Annotated in this window: 14 protein-coding genes; 11 read left to right on the forward strand and 3 right to left on the reverse strand. The window is 73.1% G+C overall.

What is annotated here, in order from left to right:
- The first annotated feature begins 81 nt into the window (after window positions 1–81).
- From ACZ404_RS09780 to ACZ404_RS09790, 3 genes are all read left to right on the forward strand, one after another.
- Window positions 82–708, forward strand: coding sequence for an alpha-ketoglutarate-dependent dioxygenase AlkB (locus ACZ404_RS09780; RefSeq protein ID WP_468437754.1), 627 nt, complete (start codon window positions 82–84; stop codon window positions 706–708).
- 89 nt (window positions 709–797) lie between these two features.
- Window positions 798–1,544: an MBL fold metallo-hydrolase gene (locus tag ACZ404_RS09785; RefSeq protein ID WP_468437755.1), complete on the forward strand. Its 747-nt coding sequence runs from the start codon at window positions 798–800 to the stop codon at window positions 1,542–1,544.
- A gap of 31 nt (window positions 1,545–1,575) precedes the next feature.
- Window positions 1,576–2,811 carry a DUF4032 domain-containing protein gene (locus ACZ404_RS09790; protein WP_468437757.1) on the forward strand — a complete coding sequence of 412 codons (1,236 nt, stop codon included), beginning with the start codon at window positions 1,576–1,578 and terminating at the stop codon, window positions 2,809–2,811.
- 1 nt (window position 2,812) lies between these two features.
- On the opposite strand, the gene ACZ404_RS09795 is transcribed toward ACZ404_RS09790, so the two are convergent.
- Window positions 2,813–3,679, reverse strand: coding sequence for a universal stress protein (locus tag ACZ404_RS09795; RefSeq protein ID WP_468437759.1), 867 nt, complete (start codon window positions 3,677–3,679; stop codon window positions 2,813–2,815).
- Between the two features lie 204 nt (window positions 3,680–3,883).
- On the opposite strand from ACZ404_RS09795, the gene ACZ404_RS09800 reads away from it, so the two are divergent.
- Genes ACZ404_RS09800 through ACZ404_RS09810 form a run of 3 tightly spaced genes read left to right on the forward strand, consistent with a single transcriptional unit; the run spans window position 3,884 to window position 7,379 of the window.
- A complete protein-coding gene (locus tag ACZ404_RS09800; RefSeq protein WP_468437761.1) occupies window positions 3,884–5,560 on the forward strand; it encodes an FAD-dependent oxidoreductase in 1,677 nt (558 codons plus the stop codon).
- Window positions 5,557–7,032, forward strand: coding sequence for an ATP-binding protein (locus ACZ404_RS09805; RefSeq protein WP_468437763.1), 1,476 nt, complete (start codon window positions 5,557–5,559; stop codon window positions 7,030–7,032). Before ACZ404_RS09800 ends, ACZ404_RS09805 begins: the two co-directional genes overlap by 4 nt.
- Window positions 7,029–7,379 (forward strand): UBP-type zinc finger domain-containing protein, encoded by a 351-nt coding sequence (locus ACZ404_RS09810; protein WP_468437765.1) that lies wholly within the window; start codon window positions 7,029–7,031, stop codon window positions 7,377–7,379. Before ACZ404_RS09805 ends, ACZ404_RS09810 begins: the two co-directional genes overlap by 4 nt.
- Window positions 7,380–7,386: 7 nt before the next feature.
- Here ACZ404_RS09810 and ACZ404_RS09815 read toward each other — a convergent pair whose 3' ends face one another.
- Together ACZ404_RS09815 and ACZ404_RS09820 are read right to left on the reverse strand one after the other, a co-directional pair.
- A complete protein-coding gene (locus ACZ404_RS09815; protein ID WP_468437767.1) occupies window positions 7,387–8,607 on the reverse strand; it encodes an SGNH/GDSL hydrolase family protein in 1,221 nt (406 codons plus the stop codon).
- Window positions 8,608–8,806: 199 nt separating this feature from the next.
- On the reverse strand, window positions 8,807–10,591 hold the full coding sequence (locus tag ACZ404_RS09820; protein ID WP_468437769.1) for a M4 family metallopeptidase: 1,785 nt from the start codon (window positions 10,589–10,591) through the stop codon (window positions 8,807–8,809).
- 311 nt (window positions 10,592–10,902) lie between these two features.
- Between ACZ404_RS09820 and ACZ404_RS09825 the strand changes: the two genes are divergently transcribed.
- The 5 genes from ACZ404_RS09825 (at window position 10,903) to ACZ404_RS09845 (ending at window position 16,738) form a co-directional block, all read left to right on the forward strand.
- A complete protein-coding gene (locus ACZ404_RS09825) occupies window positions 10,903–12,090 on the forward strand; it encodes a serine hydrolase domain-containing protein (protein ID WP_468437771.1) in 1,188 nt (395 codons plus the stop codon).
- Window positions 12,080–12,757, forward strand: a complete 678-nt coding sequence (locus tag ACZ404_RS09830; RefSeq protein WP_468437773.1) for an AIM24 family protein — start codon at window positions 12,080–12,082, stop codon at window positions 12,755–12,757. The genes ACZ404_RS09825 and ACZ404_RS09830 overlap by 11 nt, the downstream gene beginning before the upstream one ends.
- A 169-nt stretch (window positions 12,758–12,926) precedes the next feature.
- A complete protein-coding gene (locus ACZ404_RS09835) occupies window positions 12,927–13,886 on the forward strand; it encodes a threonine/serine dehydratase (protein WP_468437775.1) in 960 nt (319 codons plus the stop codon).
- 201 nt (window positions 13,887–14,087) lie between these two features.
- On the forward strand, window positions 14,088–15,716 hold the full coding sequence (locus ACZ404_RS09840) for a serine/threonine protein kinase (protein WP_468437777.1): 1,629 nt from the start codon (window positions 14,088–14,090) through the stop codon (window positions 15,714–15,716).
- A gap of 50 nt (window positions 15,717–15,766) precedes the next feature.
- On the forward strand, window positions 15,767–16,738 hold the full coding sequence (locus ACZ404_RS09845; RefSeq protein WP_468437779.1) for an LLM class F420-dependent oxidoreductase: 972 nt from the start codon (window positions 15,767–15,769) through the stop codon (window positions 16,736–16,738).
- The last annotated feature ends 88 nt before the right edge of the window (window positions 16,739–16,826 follow it).

Here is a 16,826-nt window from a genome sequence, read left to right on the forward strand (position 1 = left end):
ACAGCGGTGTATCGGAACCGCCCCGGCGCGCGACATTGATCGAATGGGAACTGATTTTCGATTAAGGAGTACGCTGAGCCCATGTCCACGCACCTCCAGGGCTCCCTGTTCGACCAGACCGACGAGCTGCGGCTCGGCTCCCTCGACGGGCTGCGCCGGACCGAGCTGGGCTCCGGCGCCTGGATCGACGTGCTGCCGGGCTGGCTCAGCGGCGCCGACGCCCTGTTCGAACAGCTGGCGGCCGAGGTCCCCTGGCGGGCCGAGCGCCGGAAGATGTACGACAACGTGGTGGCGGTACCGCGCCTGCTCGCCCACTACGCGGCGGACGACCCGCTGCCGCACCCCGTGCTCGACGAGGCCCGCGCGGCACTGTCCGCGCACTACGCCGGGGAGCTGGGCGAGCCGTTCAGCACCGCCGGGCTGTGCTACTACCGCGACGGCCGGGACAGCGTCGCCTGGCACGGGGACCGGATCGGGCGGGGCGCCCGCGAGGACACCATGGTCGCGATCCTGTCGGTCGGCGAACCCCGGGACCTGCTGCTGCGCCCGGCCGGCGGCGGCACGACGGTGCGGCGGCCGCTCGGGCACGGCGATCTGATCGTGATGGGCGGCTCGTGCCAGCGCACCTGGGAGCACTGCGTGCCCAAGACCGCCCGGGCGACCGGGCCGCGCATCAGCATCCAGTTCCGGCCGCAGGGCGTGCGCTGACCGCCGGGCCACCCTCGTGCGGGGCGTGGTCCGGGATCTGGTTGGCTGTCCCCGGCAGCAGCGGTTCGGGTTCGGGGTTCGGGGAGATCATGCGGGCAGAGGTACACCAAGTCGCCGACGGCACCTACCTGGTGCACGGCCACCACACCAACTGGGTGATCCTCAAGGACGGGGACGCCGTCACCCTGGTGGACACCGGATATCCCGGTGACCGGCAGGGCCTCCTGGAGTCCCTGGCCGAAGTGGGCAGTTCACCGGAGGCGGTGACCGCCGTGCTGATCACGCACGCGCACAACGACCACATCGGCTCGGCCGAGTACCTGCGCAGCACCCACGGCATCCCCGTCCAGCTGCACCCGCGGGAAGTCCCGCACGCCCGGCGGGAGTTCCTGCAGCAGGTCACCCTCGGCGAGGTGGTGCGCAACGCCTGGCGGCCGGGCGTGCTGTCCTGGGCCAGGCATGTGATCAAGGTGGGCGGTACCGAGCACAACCCGGTCACGGCTCCCGAGCCGTTCCCGGTGCAGGGCCCGCTCGACCTGCCCGGGCGTCCGGTGCCCGTGCACACCCCCGGCCACACCGACGGCCACTGCGTCTACCACCTGCCCGGGGCGGGCATCGTGATCTCCGGCGACGCCCTGGTCAGCGGCCACGCCACCTCCCGGGTCGAGGGACCGCAGCTCCTCCACGGCTTCTTCCACCACGAGCGCGCCCAGGCCCTGGCCTCGCTGGAGCTGATCGGGGCTCTCGACGGCGACACCCTGCTGCCGGGCCACGGCCCGCTCCACCGGGGCTCCGTGCGCGCCGCCGCCGAGCGGGCCGCAGAACGCGCTTCCTGACTCCGCCGGGCGGGGCCTTAAGGTTCCTCCCATGGCTTTGCAGATCAGCGCCACGAACCCGGAGCACCCCGCGCTCCTGCTCGCCCTGCCCTGGGACGTGCCCCTGGAGGAGTGGCCCGAGGAGTACCTCGTGCCGCTCCCCCGCGGCATCTCCCGGCACGTCGTGCGCTACGCGCGGGCCGGCGACGAGGTGATCGCCGTCAAGGAGCTGGCCGAGCGGCCCGCCTTGCGCGAGTACGGGCTGCTGCGCGACCTCGACCGGATCGGCATCCCCGCCGTCGATCCGCTCGCGGTGGTCACCGGCCGCACCGACCGCGCCGGTGCCCCGCTGGAGCCGGTGCTGATCACCCGGCATCTGCGCGGCTCGATGCCGTACCGCTCGATGTTCGAGACGACCATGCGCCCGGCGACCATGCACCGGCTGATGGACGCCCTCGCCGTGCTCCTGGTGCGGCTGCACCTGGCCGGGTTCGCCTGGGGCGACTGCTCGCTGTCCAACACGCTGTTCCGGCGGGACGCGGGCGCCTTCGCCGCGTACCTGGTGGACGCCGAGACCGGTGACCTGCACCCCCGGCTCAGCCCCGGGCAGCGGGAGTACGACCTCGACCTGGCCCGGGTGAACATCAGCGGCGAGCTGCTGGACCTGGAGGCGTCGGGCGCGCTGCACCCGTCCGTCGACCCGGTCGAGTTCGGGCACGAGATCTGCACCCGTTACGCCGGGCTGTGGCAGGAACTGACCCGCACCTCGGTGTACCCGGCGGGCAAGTCCCACTACATAGAGCGCCGGATACGCCGCCTGAACGAGCTCGGGTTCGACGTGGCCGAGATGCAGATCGAGCACTCGGCGGCCGGCGACACGGTCACCTTCGTGCCGAAGGTCGTCGACGCCGGCCACCATCAGCGCCAGCTGCTGCGGCTGACCGGGCTGGACACCGAGGAGAACCAGGCCCGACGGCTGCTGAACGACCTGGAGAGCTGGATGGCCACTCAGGACGACTACGCCCCGGGCGACCCGCTCGCCGCCCGCCCCGAGGTGCTCGCCCACCGCTGGGTGCGGGACGTGTTCCGGCCGACCGTGCGGGCCGTACCGCCGGAGCTGCGCGGCTCCATGGACCCGGCCGAGATCTACCACGAGCTCCTCGAACACCGCTGGTACCTGTCCGAGCAGGCGGAGCACGACATCGGCCTGGACACCGCGGTCGAGGACTACATCGCCCGCGTCCTGCCCAAGGCCCGCACGACCCTGGAGCCGACCACCCCCGCGTAGCTCACGCGTGCGGGACGACGGCCACCGGGCACTCCGCGTGATGCAGGACGCCCTGGGCGACCGAGCCGATCCGGGCGCCGACCGCCGTGCGGTGCGCCCGGCGGCCCACGACCAGCAACTGGGCCCGGGCGGCCAGTGACAGCAGCACCTGGCCGGCGCTGCCCATCTCCACGTGCTCGGCCACGGGCACCTGCGGGAAGCGCTCCCGCCACGGACCCAGCGCCTCGGCCAGGGCCTGCTTCTCGTGGGGCTCGAGGCCGCCCGCCTCGTCCAGGAGCCTCAGCGAGCCGGGGCTGTAGGCGAAGACCGGCGGCAGCGTCCAGGCCCGCACGGCGCGGACGGTGGCGCCGCGGGCGGCGGCCGTCTCGAAGGCGAACCGCAGCGCGGCCGCGCTGTCCTCCGGGGCGCCGTGCTGGCCCACGAGGACGTCCCGGCCGGCCGCCTCGGCCACCGGCTGGTCCCCGGCGCGCACCAGGACCACCGGCCGGGTCGCCTCGGCGATCACCTGCCGGCCGACCGAGCCCAGCAGGAAGCCGACGACCGGCCCGTGCCCGCGCGAGCCGAGCACCAGCATCTCGGCCTCCGCACCCACGCGGGCCAGCGCCTCGACCACCCTGCCCTCGACGACCTCGGAACCCACCTCGAGCTCCGGATGGCGCCCGCGCACGGCGGCGACGGCGTCGGCCACGCCCTGGGACACCCAGCCGTGCTGCGTGTCCCGGTCGGCCACGGCGAGCGACTCCTCGTAGCGCCAGGCGTGCACCACGCGAAGGGGCAGCTTCCGGCGCACGGCCTCCCGGGCCGCCCAGTCCAGCGCGGCCAGGCTCTCCTCTGTACCGTCCACCCCAGCCGTGATCGGGCGTGTCATCGCGTGGGCCTCCTCGTCGTCCGCGTCGCGGGGCCAGTCTCGCGCATCCGGTGCGGCCGGCCGCCGATTCCGGTACCCGTGCGGGGGCGGTCGATCACCGGCTCCCGGAGCGGACCGGGCCGATCGACCCTACGATGGCCCTTGAACCGGTGCGGCCGGCCCAGCGCCGCCGTGCCGTGCAGCCGACCTCGGGGTGGGAGTCGTATGGCACAGGCCGCCGACGCAGCGCGGACCGTCATCCTGACCGTGGACGACGACCCGGGGGTCTCCCGCGCCGTCGCCCGTGATCTGCGCAGGCGCTACGGCGAGTCGTACCGGATCGTGCGCGCCGAGTCGGGCGAGTCGGCGCTGGAGGCGCTGCGGGAGCTGAAGCTGCGCGGCGATTTGGTGGCCGTGATCCTGGCCGACTACCGGATGCCGCAGATGAACGGCATCGAGTTCCTGGAACAGGCCCTGGACGTGTATCCGGGCGCGCGTCGGGTGCTGCTGACCGCGTACGCCGACACCAACGCGGCGATCGACGCGATCAACGTGGTCGACCTGGACCACTATCTGCTCAAGCCCTGGGACCCGCCGGAGGAGAAGCTCTACCCGGTGCTGGACGATCTGCTGCAGGCCTGGCGCAACAGCGCCTACAAGCCGGTGCCCAGCACCAAGGTGGTGGGGCACCGGTGGTCGGCGCGCTCCTCGGACGTGCGCGAGTTCCTGGCCCGCAACCAGGTGCCCTACCGCTGGTACTCCGTGGAGGAGCCGGAGGGGCGGCGGCTGCTGGCCGCGGCCGGTCAGGACGGGCAGCGGCTGCCGGTGGTGGTCGCCCCGGACGGTGCGGTCCTCGTCGAGCCCGAGGCGCCGGAGCTGGCCGCCCGGGTGGGGCTGGCGACGACACCGGCGGCCGACTTCTACGACCTCGTGGTGATCGGCGGCGGCCCGGCCGGGCTCGGTGCCGCCGTGTACGGGGCCTCGGAGGGTTTGAGGACCGTGCTGGTGGAGCGGTCGGCGACCGGCGGACAGGCCGGGCAGAGCTCCCGGATCGAGAACTACCTCGGCTTCCCCGACGGCGTGTCCGGCGCCCAGCTCACCGACCGGGCGCGGCGGCAGGCGGCCAAGTTCGGCGCCGAGATCCTGACCGCGCGCGAGGTGACGGGGCTGGAGGTCAACGGCGCGGCGCGCGTCGTACGGTTCGCGGACGGCTCGGCGATCGCCGCGCACAGCGTCATCCTGGCGACGGGCGTGCAGTACCGGCAGCTGGAGGCCGCCGGCTGCACCGACCTGACCGGATGCGGGGTGTTCTACGGCTCGGCGCTCACCGAGGCCGCCGCCTGCCAGGGGCAGGACGTGTACATCGTGGGCGGCGCCAACTCGGCGGGCCAGGCGGCGATGTATCTGTCCCGGTTCGCCAAGTCGGTGACACTGCTGGTGCGCGGGCCGGACCTGTCGGCGTCGATGTCGTACTACCTGATCCAGCAGATCGAGGAGGCGCCGAACATCTCGGTGCGCAGCCGCACGGTGGTGGACGCGGCGCACGGCTCCGGCCGCCTGGAGCAGCTGACGCTGCGTGATGTGGCGAGCGGGGAGGCCGAACGGGTCGACGCCCAGTGGATGTTCGTGTTCATCGGCGCCGCGCCGCTGACCGACTGGCTGGGCGAGACGGTGCTGCGCGACGGGCGCGGCTTCATCCTGGCGGGGCCCGATCTGACCGCCGACGGCCGGCCGCCGGAGGGCTGGGAGCTGGAGCGGCCGCCGTACCACCTGGAGACCAGCATTCCCGGTGTGTTCGTCGCGGGCGACGCGCGCGCCGAGTCCGCCAAGCGTGTCGCGTCCGCCGTCGGAGAGGGAGCCATGGCCGTCATGCTCGTCCACCGGTATCTGGAGCAGTCGTGAGCGGGCAGGTCGTGCCGTGCAGCCCGCGGGAGATCGGCTCCCTGTTCCTCTTCGAGAAGCTGGCGCCCGAGCAGCTCGGGCGGCTGTGCAGCGCGGGCCGGGTGGAGCTGTTCCAGCCGGGCCCGGTCTACACCGAGGGTGAGCCGGCCACCTGCTTCTACGTGATGGTCGAGGGCACGGTGGTGCTCTCGCGGCGCGTCGGCGGTGACGACGTGGAGGTGTCCCGGACCTCGCAGCGCGGTGTGTACGCGGGCGCCATGCAGGCGTACCTCGGGGACCGGGTGCGTCAGGTCTACAACAACTCGATGCGGGTGACGGAGCCGACGCGGTTCTTCGTGCTGCCGGCGGACACCTTCGCCGAGATCATGAGCGAGTGGTTCCCGATGGCCGTCCACCTGCTGGAGGGGCTGTTCTTCGGGTCGAAGAACACCCAGGCCATGATCGGCCAGCGGGAGCGGCTGCTGGCGCTCGGTTCGCTGTCGGCGGGGCTCACGCACGAGCTGAACAACCCTGCGGCGGCGGCCGTTCGGGCCACCTCGAGCCTGCGCGAGCGGGTCGCGAAGATGCGGCACAAGCTCGCCGTGATCGCCGAGGGCCCGTTCTCCCGGGACGCACTGGCGAGCCTGATCGAGATACAGGAGCGCACCGCCGAGCGGGTCGCCAAGGCGCCGGCGCTCAGCCCGCTGGAGGCCTCCGACCGGGAGGACGCGCTCAGCGACTGGCTGGAGGACCACGGCATCGACCAGGGCTGGCAGCTCGCGCCCACCTTCGTGCAGGCCGGGCTGGACGTGGACTGGCTGGAGCAGGTCGCGGCGGCCGTCGGCGAGGAGATCCTGCCCGGGGCGGTGGGCTGGCTCAACTACACCATCGAGACCGAGCTGCTGATGAACGAGATCGAGGACTCCACCACCCGGATCTCGCACCTCGTCGACGCGGCCAAGCAGTACTCGCAGCTCGACCGGGCGCCCTACCGGGTGGTCGACGTGCACGAACTCCTCGACAGCACGCTGCTGATGCTGTCCGGCAAGATCGGCCCGCGCATCCGGGTGGTCAAGGAGTACGACCGTTCGCTCCCGCAGATCCCGGCCTACCCGGCGGAGCTGAACCAGGTGTGGACCAACCTCGTCGACAACGCGGTGTCGGCCATCAACGGCGCGGGCGGGGAGGGCACGTTGACCGTGCGGACCGCGCCGGACCACGAGCGGCTGCTGGTCGAGTTCCGGGACACCGGGCCCGGGGTGCCGCCGGAGATCCGCGGCCGGATCTTCGACCCGTTCTTCACCACCAAGCCGGTCGGCGAGGGCACCGGGCTCGGCCTGGACATCTCCTGGCGGATCGTCGTCAACAAGCACCACGGCACGCTCCGGGTCGAGTCGGTGCCCGGCGACACCCGGTTCCAGGTACTGCTGCCGCTGACCGCCGAGGCGCCCGAGGAGGCGTCCGCCCTGGCAGACCCCGAGGAGGCAGGATGAGCGACGAGGCCGCGATCGACCCGAGTGTGCCGCCGAGCGGCACCGGATGCGTGGAGTGCGAGGAGGCCGGCGGTTGGTGGTTCCACCTGCGCCGGTGTGCGGCCTGCGGCCACATCGGCTGCTGCGACGACTCCCCCGCCAAACACGCCACCGCCCACTACCGGGCCACCGGGCACCCGGTGATCCGCAGTTTCGAGCCGGGCGAGGACTGGTTCTGGAACTACGACACGGAGGAGCTGTACGCCTCCGGCCCCGAACTGGCGCCGCCGGCCGGCCATCCCGCCGAGCAGCCGGCACCGGGTCCGGCGGGCCGGGTACCGGCGAACTGGGCAGAGACGCTGCGCTGAGCGGGAGTCAGCGGGCGCAGTCGAGGCCGGCGAGATCCACCGCGCCGGCCAGCGCCCGCATGCCCCGGTCGCCCGGGTGGAGGTGGTCGCCGCCGTCGAGGAGGGGCAGCAGCCGCCCGGAGTCGTGCGGGCCGCGCAGGACGCGGTCGAAGTCGAGGACCGCGTCGAACGCCCCGCTGCCGCGCAGGTACCGGTTCACCTCGCGGCGCACGGCCTCGGTGGCGGGGTCCCATCCGAGGCCGTCCCGGAACGGTCCGAGGGTGGCGACCGCCAGGCACTTGCCGGCCGCGTGGACCCGCTCGGCGATCCGGCGGTAGCCGGCGATCAGGTCGGGTGCGGTGACGCCGGTGTGGGCCCTGAGGTCGTTCACGCCCTCGAAGAGGATCACGGTCCGGACGCCGGGCAGGGAGAGCACGTCCCGGTCGAGCCGGTGCAGGGCGCTCGGCCCGGCGCCGTCCGCGAGGACCCGGTTGCCGGAGATGCCCTCGTCGGCCACGCCCTTGACGGCGGTGGGGGCCGTGCTCAGGCGGCGGGCCAGGTAATCGGGCCAGCGCCGGTTGAGATCGGCGGTGGACTGCCAGCCGTCGGTGATGGAGTCGCCGAGCGCCACGACGGCGCCGGTGGCGGGGCTCGCCGGGCGTACGGAGACGGCGTCGAGGTACCACCAGGAGCCGGTCGTCGCCGTCCAGTTGGCCGCGCTCTCCTCGGCACCGTGGTCGCCCTGCGTGAGGTACGACGTCTGCATGGCCAGGCCGTGGCCGGTGGCCGGGCCCGCCGCGCCCGGGGTGTGCAGGCTGACGACCAGGTCGGCGGCGGCCGGGACCCTGCCCGGCAGCGGATCGCTCCAGGCCACCGCGCCGGCCGGCACGGTCACCCGGGGGGCTCCCGCGAAGGTCAGCCGGCGGTTGCTGCCGGGGGTGAGGGCCGCGCCCCGGAGCCGCAGGCCCGCGTAGACGCCGTCCAGGGTCAGCGGGCGGTCGCCGAAGGCGTTGGAGAGGCGGACGCGCAGCGCGCTGCCGCCGACGCTGGTGTGCACGACGAGCCGGTATCCGCGGCCGGCGCCGCCCTCGCCCAGGAGGTCGGCGCTCGCCGCCCAGGTGACGACGCCGGAGTCCCGCTCGGTGGCCCCGCCCGGCGGCCCGGCGGCCCGGGCGGGCGCGGACTGACAGGCCGCGGCCACCAGCAGGACGACGGCGACCCGCCGAAGGCGCCCGAACCGGCCGGTCACCGGACGGACTCCCCCGCCACGCCGGAGGCGCCGGGCCCCGGACCCCCCGCCCGGCACGTGCCTGTGTGTCCCACGGAGGTCATCGTCCCGCCGTCGCGGCGGGTCCGCACCTCGGCGGCCCGGGGCGGCCGGAGCCGGACATGCGGATGCCCCGCGCGGGGCGGGGCATCCGGTGGTGCCGGTACTGCTCGGCGTGCGGTCAGTGACCGGCGGCCGGGGTGTTGGCGGCGGTGACGTTGACCGCGGCCCACGCCTTGTCCACCGTCTTGTACTCGGTGCTGGTCGCGCCGTACAGGTCCTTGGCCGCCTTCAGCGTCGCGACGCGCGCGTCGTGGAAGCTGGTGGTGGAGACCATGTAGCGGGTCAGCGCACGGTAGAAGATGGCCGTGGCCTTGGTGCGGCCGATGCCCTTGACCGTGGAGCCGTCGTACGTCGGCGAGTCGTAGGTGACGGTGCCGATCTTCTTCTTGCCGCTGCCCTCCGCGAGGAGGTAGTAGGCGTGCGAGGAGACACCGGAGCCGGCGTGCACCTCGGTGAAGTCCGTGTCCGGCGCCCAGTAGTCGATGGTGCCCTCGAGCTTGTCGAGCGACGGGTGGTCCAGACGCCGCAGGAACTTCTGGTCCAGGCCCAGCTTCTCGCCGATCAGGTAGTCCGGGGTGTCCTTGGCGTTCTTGGCGTAGAACTCCACGTTCGAGCCGAAGATGTCCGCGAGGGACTCGTTCAGCGCGCCGGGCTCGCCGTACTGGTTGCCGTCGGAGTCGACGTACGTCGGCTGCAGGTTGGCGGTCGCCTCGACGACGCCGTGGGTCAGCTCGTGACCGGTGACGTCGAGGACGACGAGCGGCTTCTTGAACATGTCGCCGTCGCCGTCGCCGTACAGCATGCAGTTGCAGGTCGGGTCCCAGAAGGCGTTGGCGACCTTCTTGCCCCAGTGCACCATGCCGCGGGCCGCCTTGGAGTTGTTGGCGATGCCCTTGCGGTTGAAGGTCTTCTTGTAGAAGTCCAGGGTCTTGGTGATGCCGTACTGGGCGTCGGCGGCGGCGCTGGACCGGCTGGTGGTCTTGCCGTTGCCCCACACGTTGGTGGTGTTGGTGAACTTCGTGCCCGCGCCGAAGCTCTCCGTGTACTTGCCCTTGGCGTCCCGGACCTCGGTGCCGTACCGGCTCGGGTCCTTGAGCTGGTAGTGGCCCCGCGACGTCGCCGTGGTGGTCAGGCCGACCTTGCCCACGAAGAGGGTCTTGCCGGTGCCGTGCGCGGTCGCCGGGTAGTGCGTGGCGCCGGACAGGCCCGAGCCGAGCAGGCCGGTGCTCCCGGCGGAGCCGGCGCCGGTGGACGGGTCGACCGTCTCGCCGCGCTCGCGCAGGGTGTCGAGCAGCTTCGGCGACAGGAACTCGTCGGCGTCCGGCGTGTTGCTGCGCACCTTGCCGGTGACGGCGTCGACGACGACGGTGTGCGAGCCGGCCGTGTCGGTGACCGTCACCTGATAGGCGAGCGCCGAGGCGCCGCCGCGGGCGTCCACCACCAGTTCGGCGCTGCCCGCGTCGCCCTTGGCGGCCCGGGCGGCCTTGGCGGCGGCCTGGGCCGGCGTCAGCTTCGCCCGGGTGGTGGCCGGCTTGACGGTGTGCTGGGCCGCGCGGGTGACCCCCGTGTAGGACAGCTGTCGGCCGAGGTGGACGACGAGGTCGCCGCCGAGCACCGGCATGCCGCCGTGCGTCCGGACGAACCGGACATGGCGGGCACCCTCGGGGTCGATCATCACGTCCTGGGCGTGGAGTTCGTCGCCCTGCGAGACACCCGTCGCCGTCGCGTGGGCGAAGGCCGCGGTGCGCGCCGCCTCCACCACCGCGGTGGCGTTCGGGGCGGCGGAAGCGGCGGTGCGCTCCACCCCCGTGGAGGGACCCGCGAAGGCCGTACCGGCCAGGCCTGTGGCAGCCGTCGCCACCGCGACGGCGACCGCCACGGTGCGTATGTGCGGTCTACGCAATCTGATCAGGGTTCCTTCGTTCAAAGGCGGCTGAAGTCACCAACCGCCCTGAGGCATGGCGTTGTTGAGCGCCACGAGGGCTGGTCGGGCCCCGGGGGGCAACCCTTCCGGATCAGTCATGCGCACGTAAAGCCGGAATGATCCATTTCGCGTTGTTCTATGGCAATCCTTTGCAAATGGGCGCCAGAGAGTGATCGCGAGATGACCAACTGTGTGTCGGCTGTGGAGACGCCGTCCGCATCGCCTAGGTTCCCAGGCCTGAATGTGACCGACGTCGCATCACGAACCGTGCGGATGGGAGTGGGTGCCGGATGGGCGCAGCAACGGTGGGCAGGGGTGCGGTCCTCGCGGCGGTCGTGCTGTCGCTGTGCGCACTTCCGGCGCGGGCCGCGACCGCGGCCCCCGAGCCGCCCGACCTCCAGGGCCTGGACGGTGTGCTGCGCTCCGTGGTGGCCGAGGGAGCGCCCGGGGCACTGGCCCGGGTCGACGACAACGGCCGGACCTACGAGGTCACTCGAGGCGTCGCCGACCGCGCCACCCGGCAGGCCATCGGCGCCGACGACCGGTTCCGCATCGGCAGCGTCACCAAGTCCTTCTCGGCGGTGGTCCTGCTGCAGCTCGCCGACGAGCACAAGGTGGACCTCGACGCGCCGGTCAACCGCTATCTGCCCGGCCTGCTGCCGGACGACCGCATCACCGTCCGGCACCTGCTGAGCCACCGCAGCGGGCTGTACGACTACACCGACGACCTGTTCGCCGACAGCGTCCCGGGCTTCGAGGCGGTGCGCGACAGGGTCTTCACCTACCGCGAACTCGTCGCCCTCTCCCTGCGCAAGCCGCTCACCCACGAACCCGGCGCCGCCTACTCCTACTCCAACACCAACTTCGTCGTCGCGGGCCTGCTCATCGAGAAGCTCACCGGGCACCCGGTGAGGACCGAGTACGAGAACCGCGTCTTCCGGCCGCTGGGCCTGCGCGACACCTTCTACGTCCACCCCGACACCCGGATCCCCGGCCGGTACGCCCGCGGCTACCTCACCCCGGACCGGCCCGGCGCCGGGCTGGTGGACGCGACGGAGCAGACGGTGTCCTGGGCGCAGAGCGCGGGCGCCGTCATCTCCAGCGCCAAGGACCTCGACACCTTCTACTCGGCGCTGCTCGGCGGCAGACTGCTCTCGCCGGCCCGCCTCGCGGAGATGGAGCGCTTCACCCGGGTCGACGACACCACCGCCTACGGGCTCGGGCTGCGCCGGCGGGACCTGTCCTGCGGGGTGTCGGTGTACGGCCACACGGGCGCGGTGCAGGGGTACTACACCTACGCGTTCGCCGCGCCGGACGGCAGGCGGAGCGTCACGGCCATGGCCACCACGTCCAACAACGGGAAGGTGCTGGGCACACTGGCCGGGGTGCTGGAGTCGGCGTTCTGCGGCAAGGAGGCGAAGGCCGTGATCTTGGCGGAACCACTCCGTCCGGGACACGATGCCCCGCATGAAGGGTGACCTCTTTACCAGTGAGCACGTCGTGCGCCCGGCCGTCGAGCCGGGCATGTCCGTCGAGAACGCCAAGTGCATCAAGTACGCGGTGAACGGCGAGATGTACGCCCGCCAGGGCGCCATGATCGCCCACCGCGGCGGCCTCCAGTTCGAGCGCAAGGGCCAGGGCGTGGGCGGCATGCTCAAGCGTGCGGTCACCGGCGAGGGGCTGCCGCTGATGGCGGTGCGCGGGCAGGGCGAGGTGTGGTTCGCGCACGAGGCGCAGAACTGTTTCATCGTCGAGGTGGAGCCCGGTGACCAGTTCACCGTCAACGGCCGCAACGTGCTGTGCTTCGACGCGTCGCTGTCGTACGAGATCAGGACGGTGAAGGGCTCCGGCATCGCCGGGGGCGGCCTGTTCAACAGCGTGTTCAGCGGACAGGGCCGGCTCGGCCTGGTCTGCGAGGGCAACCCGCTGGTGATCCCCGTCTCGGCGCAGTCGCCGGTGTACGTGGACACGGACGCCGTCGTCGGCTGGACGGCGCATCTGCAGACCTCGCTGCACCGCTCGCAGTCCATCGGCTCGATGCTGCGGGGCGGCAGCGGCGAGGCGGTCCAGCTCATGCTGCAGGGCGAGGGCTTCGTGGTGGTCCGGCCGAGCGAGGCGACGCCGCAGAAGGCACAGCAGCACTGAGCCCTCGGCAGGCCACGCCCCGGCCCCCGGGCCGGGGCCCCTTCCCTTTCCGGCCGATCGCCGGGCCCGCGCGCCCCGGACCACCGAAACCGTGTTGACCTGGGGCGGCCGCACGGGTCAGGGTGCGAGAGGCGCGGCTTCCCGTCCCGCGCCGGGAAGGTGAACGGCCTTGATCGGCATCTCGGACATCGAAGCCGCCGCACAGCACATCGCCCCCCATGTGGTCCGGACCCCGACCGTGCCCAGCCCCGGCCTGACGGCACTGCTCGGCGTCCCGGTCACCGCCAAGCTCGAACTGCTGCAGCGCACCGGCTCGTTCAAGGCGCGCGGGGCGACGGCGAAACTGCTGTCGCTGAGCGAGGCCGAGCGGGCGGCCGGCGTGGTGGCGGTCAGCGGCGGCAACCACGGGATCGCGCTCGCGGTGATGGCGGCGGCCCTCGACGTGAAGGCGACCGTGGTGATGCCGCGCACGGCACCGGCCCGCTCCATCGAGCTGGCCGAGCGGGCGGGGGCGTCGGTACGGCTGACCGACGGCATGGACAGCGCGTTCGAGCTGGTGCTGCGCCTGAGGGACGAGGGCCTCACGCTGGTCCACCCGTTCGACGACCCGGTGGTCGTCGCCGGCCAGGGCACGGTGGGCCTGGAGCTCGCCGAGGACGCCGGCGAGCTGACGGACGTCGTCGTCAGCATCGGCGGCGGAGGTCTGATCGCCGGGGTGGCGGCCGCGCTGCGCGCCCGGCGTCCCGGAGTGCGGGTGTGGGGCGTGGAGACGGAGGGCGCCGAGGCGATGTCCGCCGCGCTGCGCGCGGGCGGTCCGCTGCAGGTGCCGGTCTCCTCGCTCGTCACCACGCTGAGCGCGCCCTCGGTGTCCCGGCTGACGTACGACCATGTGTCCGAGCTGCTGGAGGAGGTCCTGGTGGTGCCGGACCGGGAGGCCGTGCGGGGCTGCCTGGACCTCGCCGAGCACGCCAAGGTGTGGACCGAGCCGGCCGCCGGCTGTCTGCTGCCGGCCGCCCGGCAGGTGCGGGCGCGGGTCGGCGACGGCGCCCGGCTGGGGCTCGTGGTGTGCGGCGGCAATGCGACTCCCGGGGACGTCCTCGGCTGGGCGGACCGCTTCGGGCTGCTGTGAACCCCGCGTGACACCCGGGCGTTTACCGTCGGTTACCCGCAGGTCGACGCCCGGACCCACACTGCCTTCGCAAACTCGAAAGCCCTTTCGGCGATTTGAATAAAAGGCAGGAACGGCATCGGAGCCGCAGTTCTTTGAACACACCCCCGCGTGCGCCGCGTACCTCTCAGGGAAAGTTCGAGGCAGGGGTTTCAGCGAGGGATGACCATGGTCGAGGCGCACGTCTCCGCACACGAGTTGGTCGCCGGCCGGTACCGGCTCCTGGAGGTGTTCGCCCGCGAGACGAACCGGCTGTGGTGGCACGCCGAGGACGTGACCGCCCACCAGCCCCGCATGGTGGCGCAGACCGCCCTGCCGGAGCAGACCGACGCCGACACCGTGCGCCGCGCCACGGCCCGGGTGATGCGCAACTCCGAGATCATGCGGCTGCTGTGCCCCGGCCGGGTCGCCACCGTCGTCGACGCCGTCGTGGAGGCGGGCACGCTGTGGACGGTCACCGACCGGATCGAGGGCACCACCCTCGCCGAACTCCTCGACCGGGAGGGCCCCTTCCACCCCGTCCGGGCGGCGCGGCTCGGCCTGGACGTCCTCGACGTGCTCCAGGCCGCCCACGACGAGGGCATCACCCACGGCGAGCTGAGCCCCGGCCAGATCTTCGTGCGGGACGGCGGCCCGGTCCTGGTGGCCGGGTTCGGGCTGGCGGGCACCACCCTGGCACCGAGGCTCACGGCGCCGTCGTACGCCTCGCCGGAGCAGGCCCGCGACGAGCGCGTCGGACCGGCCGCCGACCTGTGGGCCCTCGGCGCCATCCTCTACACGATGGTCGAGGGACGCCCGCCGTTCCGCGACCGGGGCCGCCCGGACGCCACCCTGAAGGCCGTGGACCGGCTGCCCCTGCGCACCCCGCTGCGCACCGGCCCGCTCACCCAGGCCGTCCAGGGGCTGCTGCGCAAGAACTCCCGGGAGCGGCTGACCCGTGCGGTGGTGCGCGATTCCCTGACGAGGGTCCTCGACGAGGACACCGACGCCGACCGCTCCCCGGTACCCGAGCCCCGGGTGCGTGGCGCCTGCGCCACCGTGCGGGGCACCGGTCCGGGCGGGCGCGGCAGGCTCGTCCTGACCGCCGGGGCCGCGCTGGCCGTCGCCGGCATCGCGGCCGCCGTCCTGGCCGCCACCCACCAGCTGCCCGGCACCTCGGCCTCGTCCGCACCGTCCCGGCCCGCCGCCACGACCGCCCCGCCCGCCGACCGCACCGACACCCGCACGCCCGGCTCCCGGCCGACCGCCGCCACCAGCCCGGCCGCCCCGCCCGGCAGCCCGAGCCCCGGCGCGCACGCCGGCGCCAGTGCCTCCGCCGCCGCGCTGCCGGCCGGGTACCACCGGTACACCGCGCCGGAGGGGTTCTCCGTGGCCCTGCCGGACGGCTGGCGACGGCTGACGACCACCCGCGTCAAGGACCTCGCCTACCGCGTCACCTTCGGCACCGACGGCGACTCTCCCACCCTCGCCGTCACCTACAGCTCCCACGCCGGCCCCGACCCGGTCGTCGTGTGGCGCGACGACGTCGAACCGGAGCTGGAACAGCTGTCCGGCTACCACCGGATCGGCAGCATCCGGGCCACCACCTACCAGGGGTACGCGGCAGCCGACCTGGAGTGGCTGTCCGGCACCGGCGACGCCCGGGTGCACACCTTCGGACGCGGCTTCCTGATCGGCGGCGGCCACAGCTTCTCGCTGCGCTTCGCCACGCCGGCCGACGCCTGGGACGACCCCGCAGCGCGGCTGGCCCAGCGGACCTTCCTGCAGACGTTCCGTGCGCCGAAGGGCTGAGCGGGCACCCGGACCCGTTTTCCGTCCGGCAGCCCGGGGACTCGGCCCCCATGGTGCAAATCGGATACACGATGATGACCGAGCAGGCCGGTCCCCGTGACCTGGTGGACCACGTGGTGCGCGCCGAGGAGGCCGGCTTCGACTTCTCGGTGACCTCGGACCACTATTTTCCGTGGCTTCGGGCCCAGGGCCACGCCCCGTACGCCTGGAGCGTGCTGGGCGCCGCCGCGCAGGCCACCTCGCGGATCCCGCTGATGACGTACGTGACCTGCCCCCTGGTCCGCTACCACCCGGCGGTGGTGGCGCAGAAGGCGGCCACCGTGCAGCTGCTGTCCGAGGGCAGGTTCCGGCTCGGGCTGGGCGCCGGCGAGAACCTCAACGAGCATGTGGTGGGCGGCGGCTGGCCCCCGGTGGACGTCCGGCACGAGATGCTCGAGGAAGCGGTGGAGATCATCCGCGCCCTGTTCGACGGCGGCCACGTCACCCACCACGGCACCCACTACGACGTGGACTCCGCCCGGCTGTGGGACCTGCCCGAGCAGGCCCCGCCGATCGGCATCGCCGTCTCCGGCGAGCAGTCCTGCCGGCTCGCCGGGCACCTCGCCGACCTGGTCATCGCCACCGAGCCGAAGAAGGGCCTGCTGGAGGCGTTCGACCGGCACGGCGGCACCGGCAAGCCCCGGGTGGGCCAGCTGCCGGTGTGCTACGACCCCGACCGGGACACGGCGGTCAAGCGGGCCCACGCCCAGTTCCGCTGGTTCGGCCTGGGCTGGAAGGTCAACGCCGAGCTGCCGCACCCGGACTCCTTCGAGGCCGCGACCCAGTTCGTGACCGCCGACGACGTCGCCTCCTCGATCCCGTGCGGCGACGACCCGGACGCCTTCGTGGAGGCCGTACGGCCCTACGCCGAGGCCGGGTTCGACGAGGTCGCCCTGGTCCAGATCGGCGGCGACTCGCAGCCGGAGTTCCTGGACTGGTCGGCGAAGACGCTGCTGCCCGCCCTGCGGGACGCGTTCGGCTGAGTGAACGACAGGTGAATCAGCCGCTTGGGTGAGCATCTTGGGCGTGACCGGGGTACTAGAGGGCCCTACGTCCGTTCGTTCTCGGAGG

This window comes from Streptomyces sp. NPDC030798 (assembly GCF_055572275.1).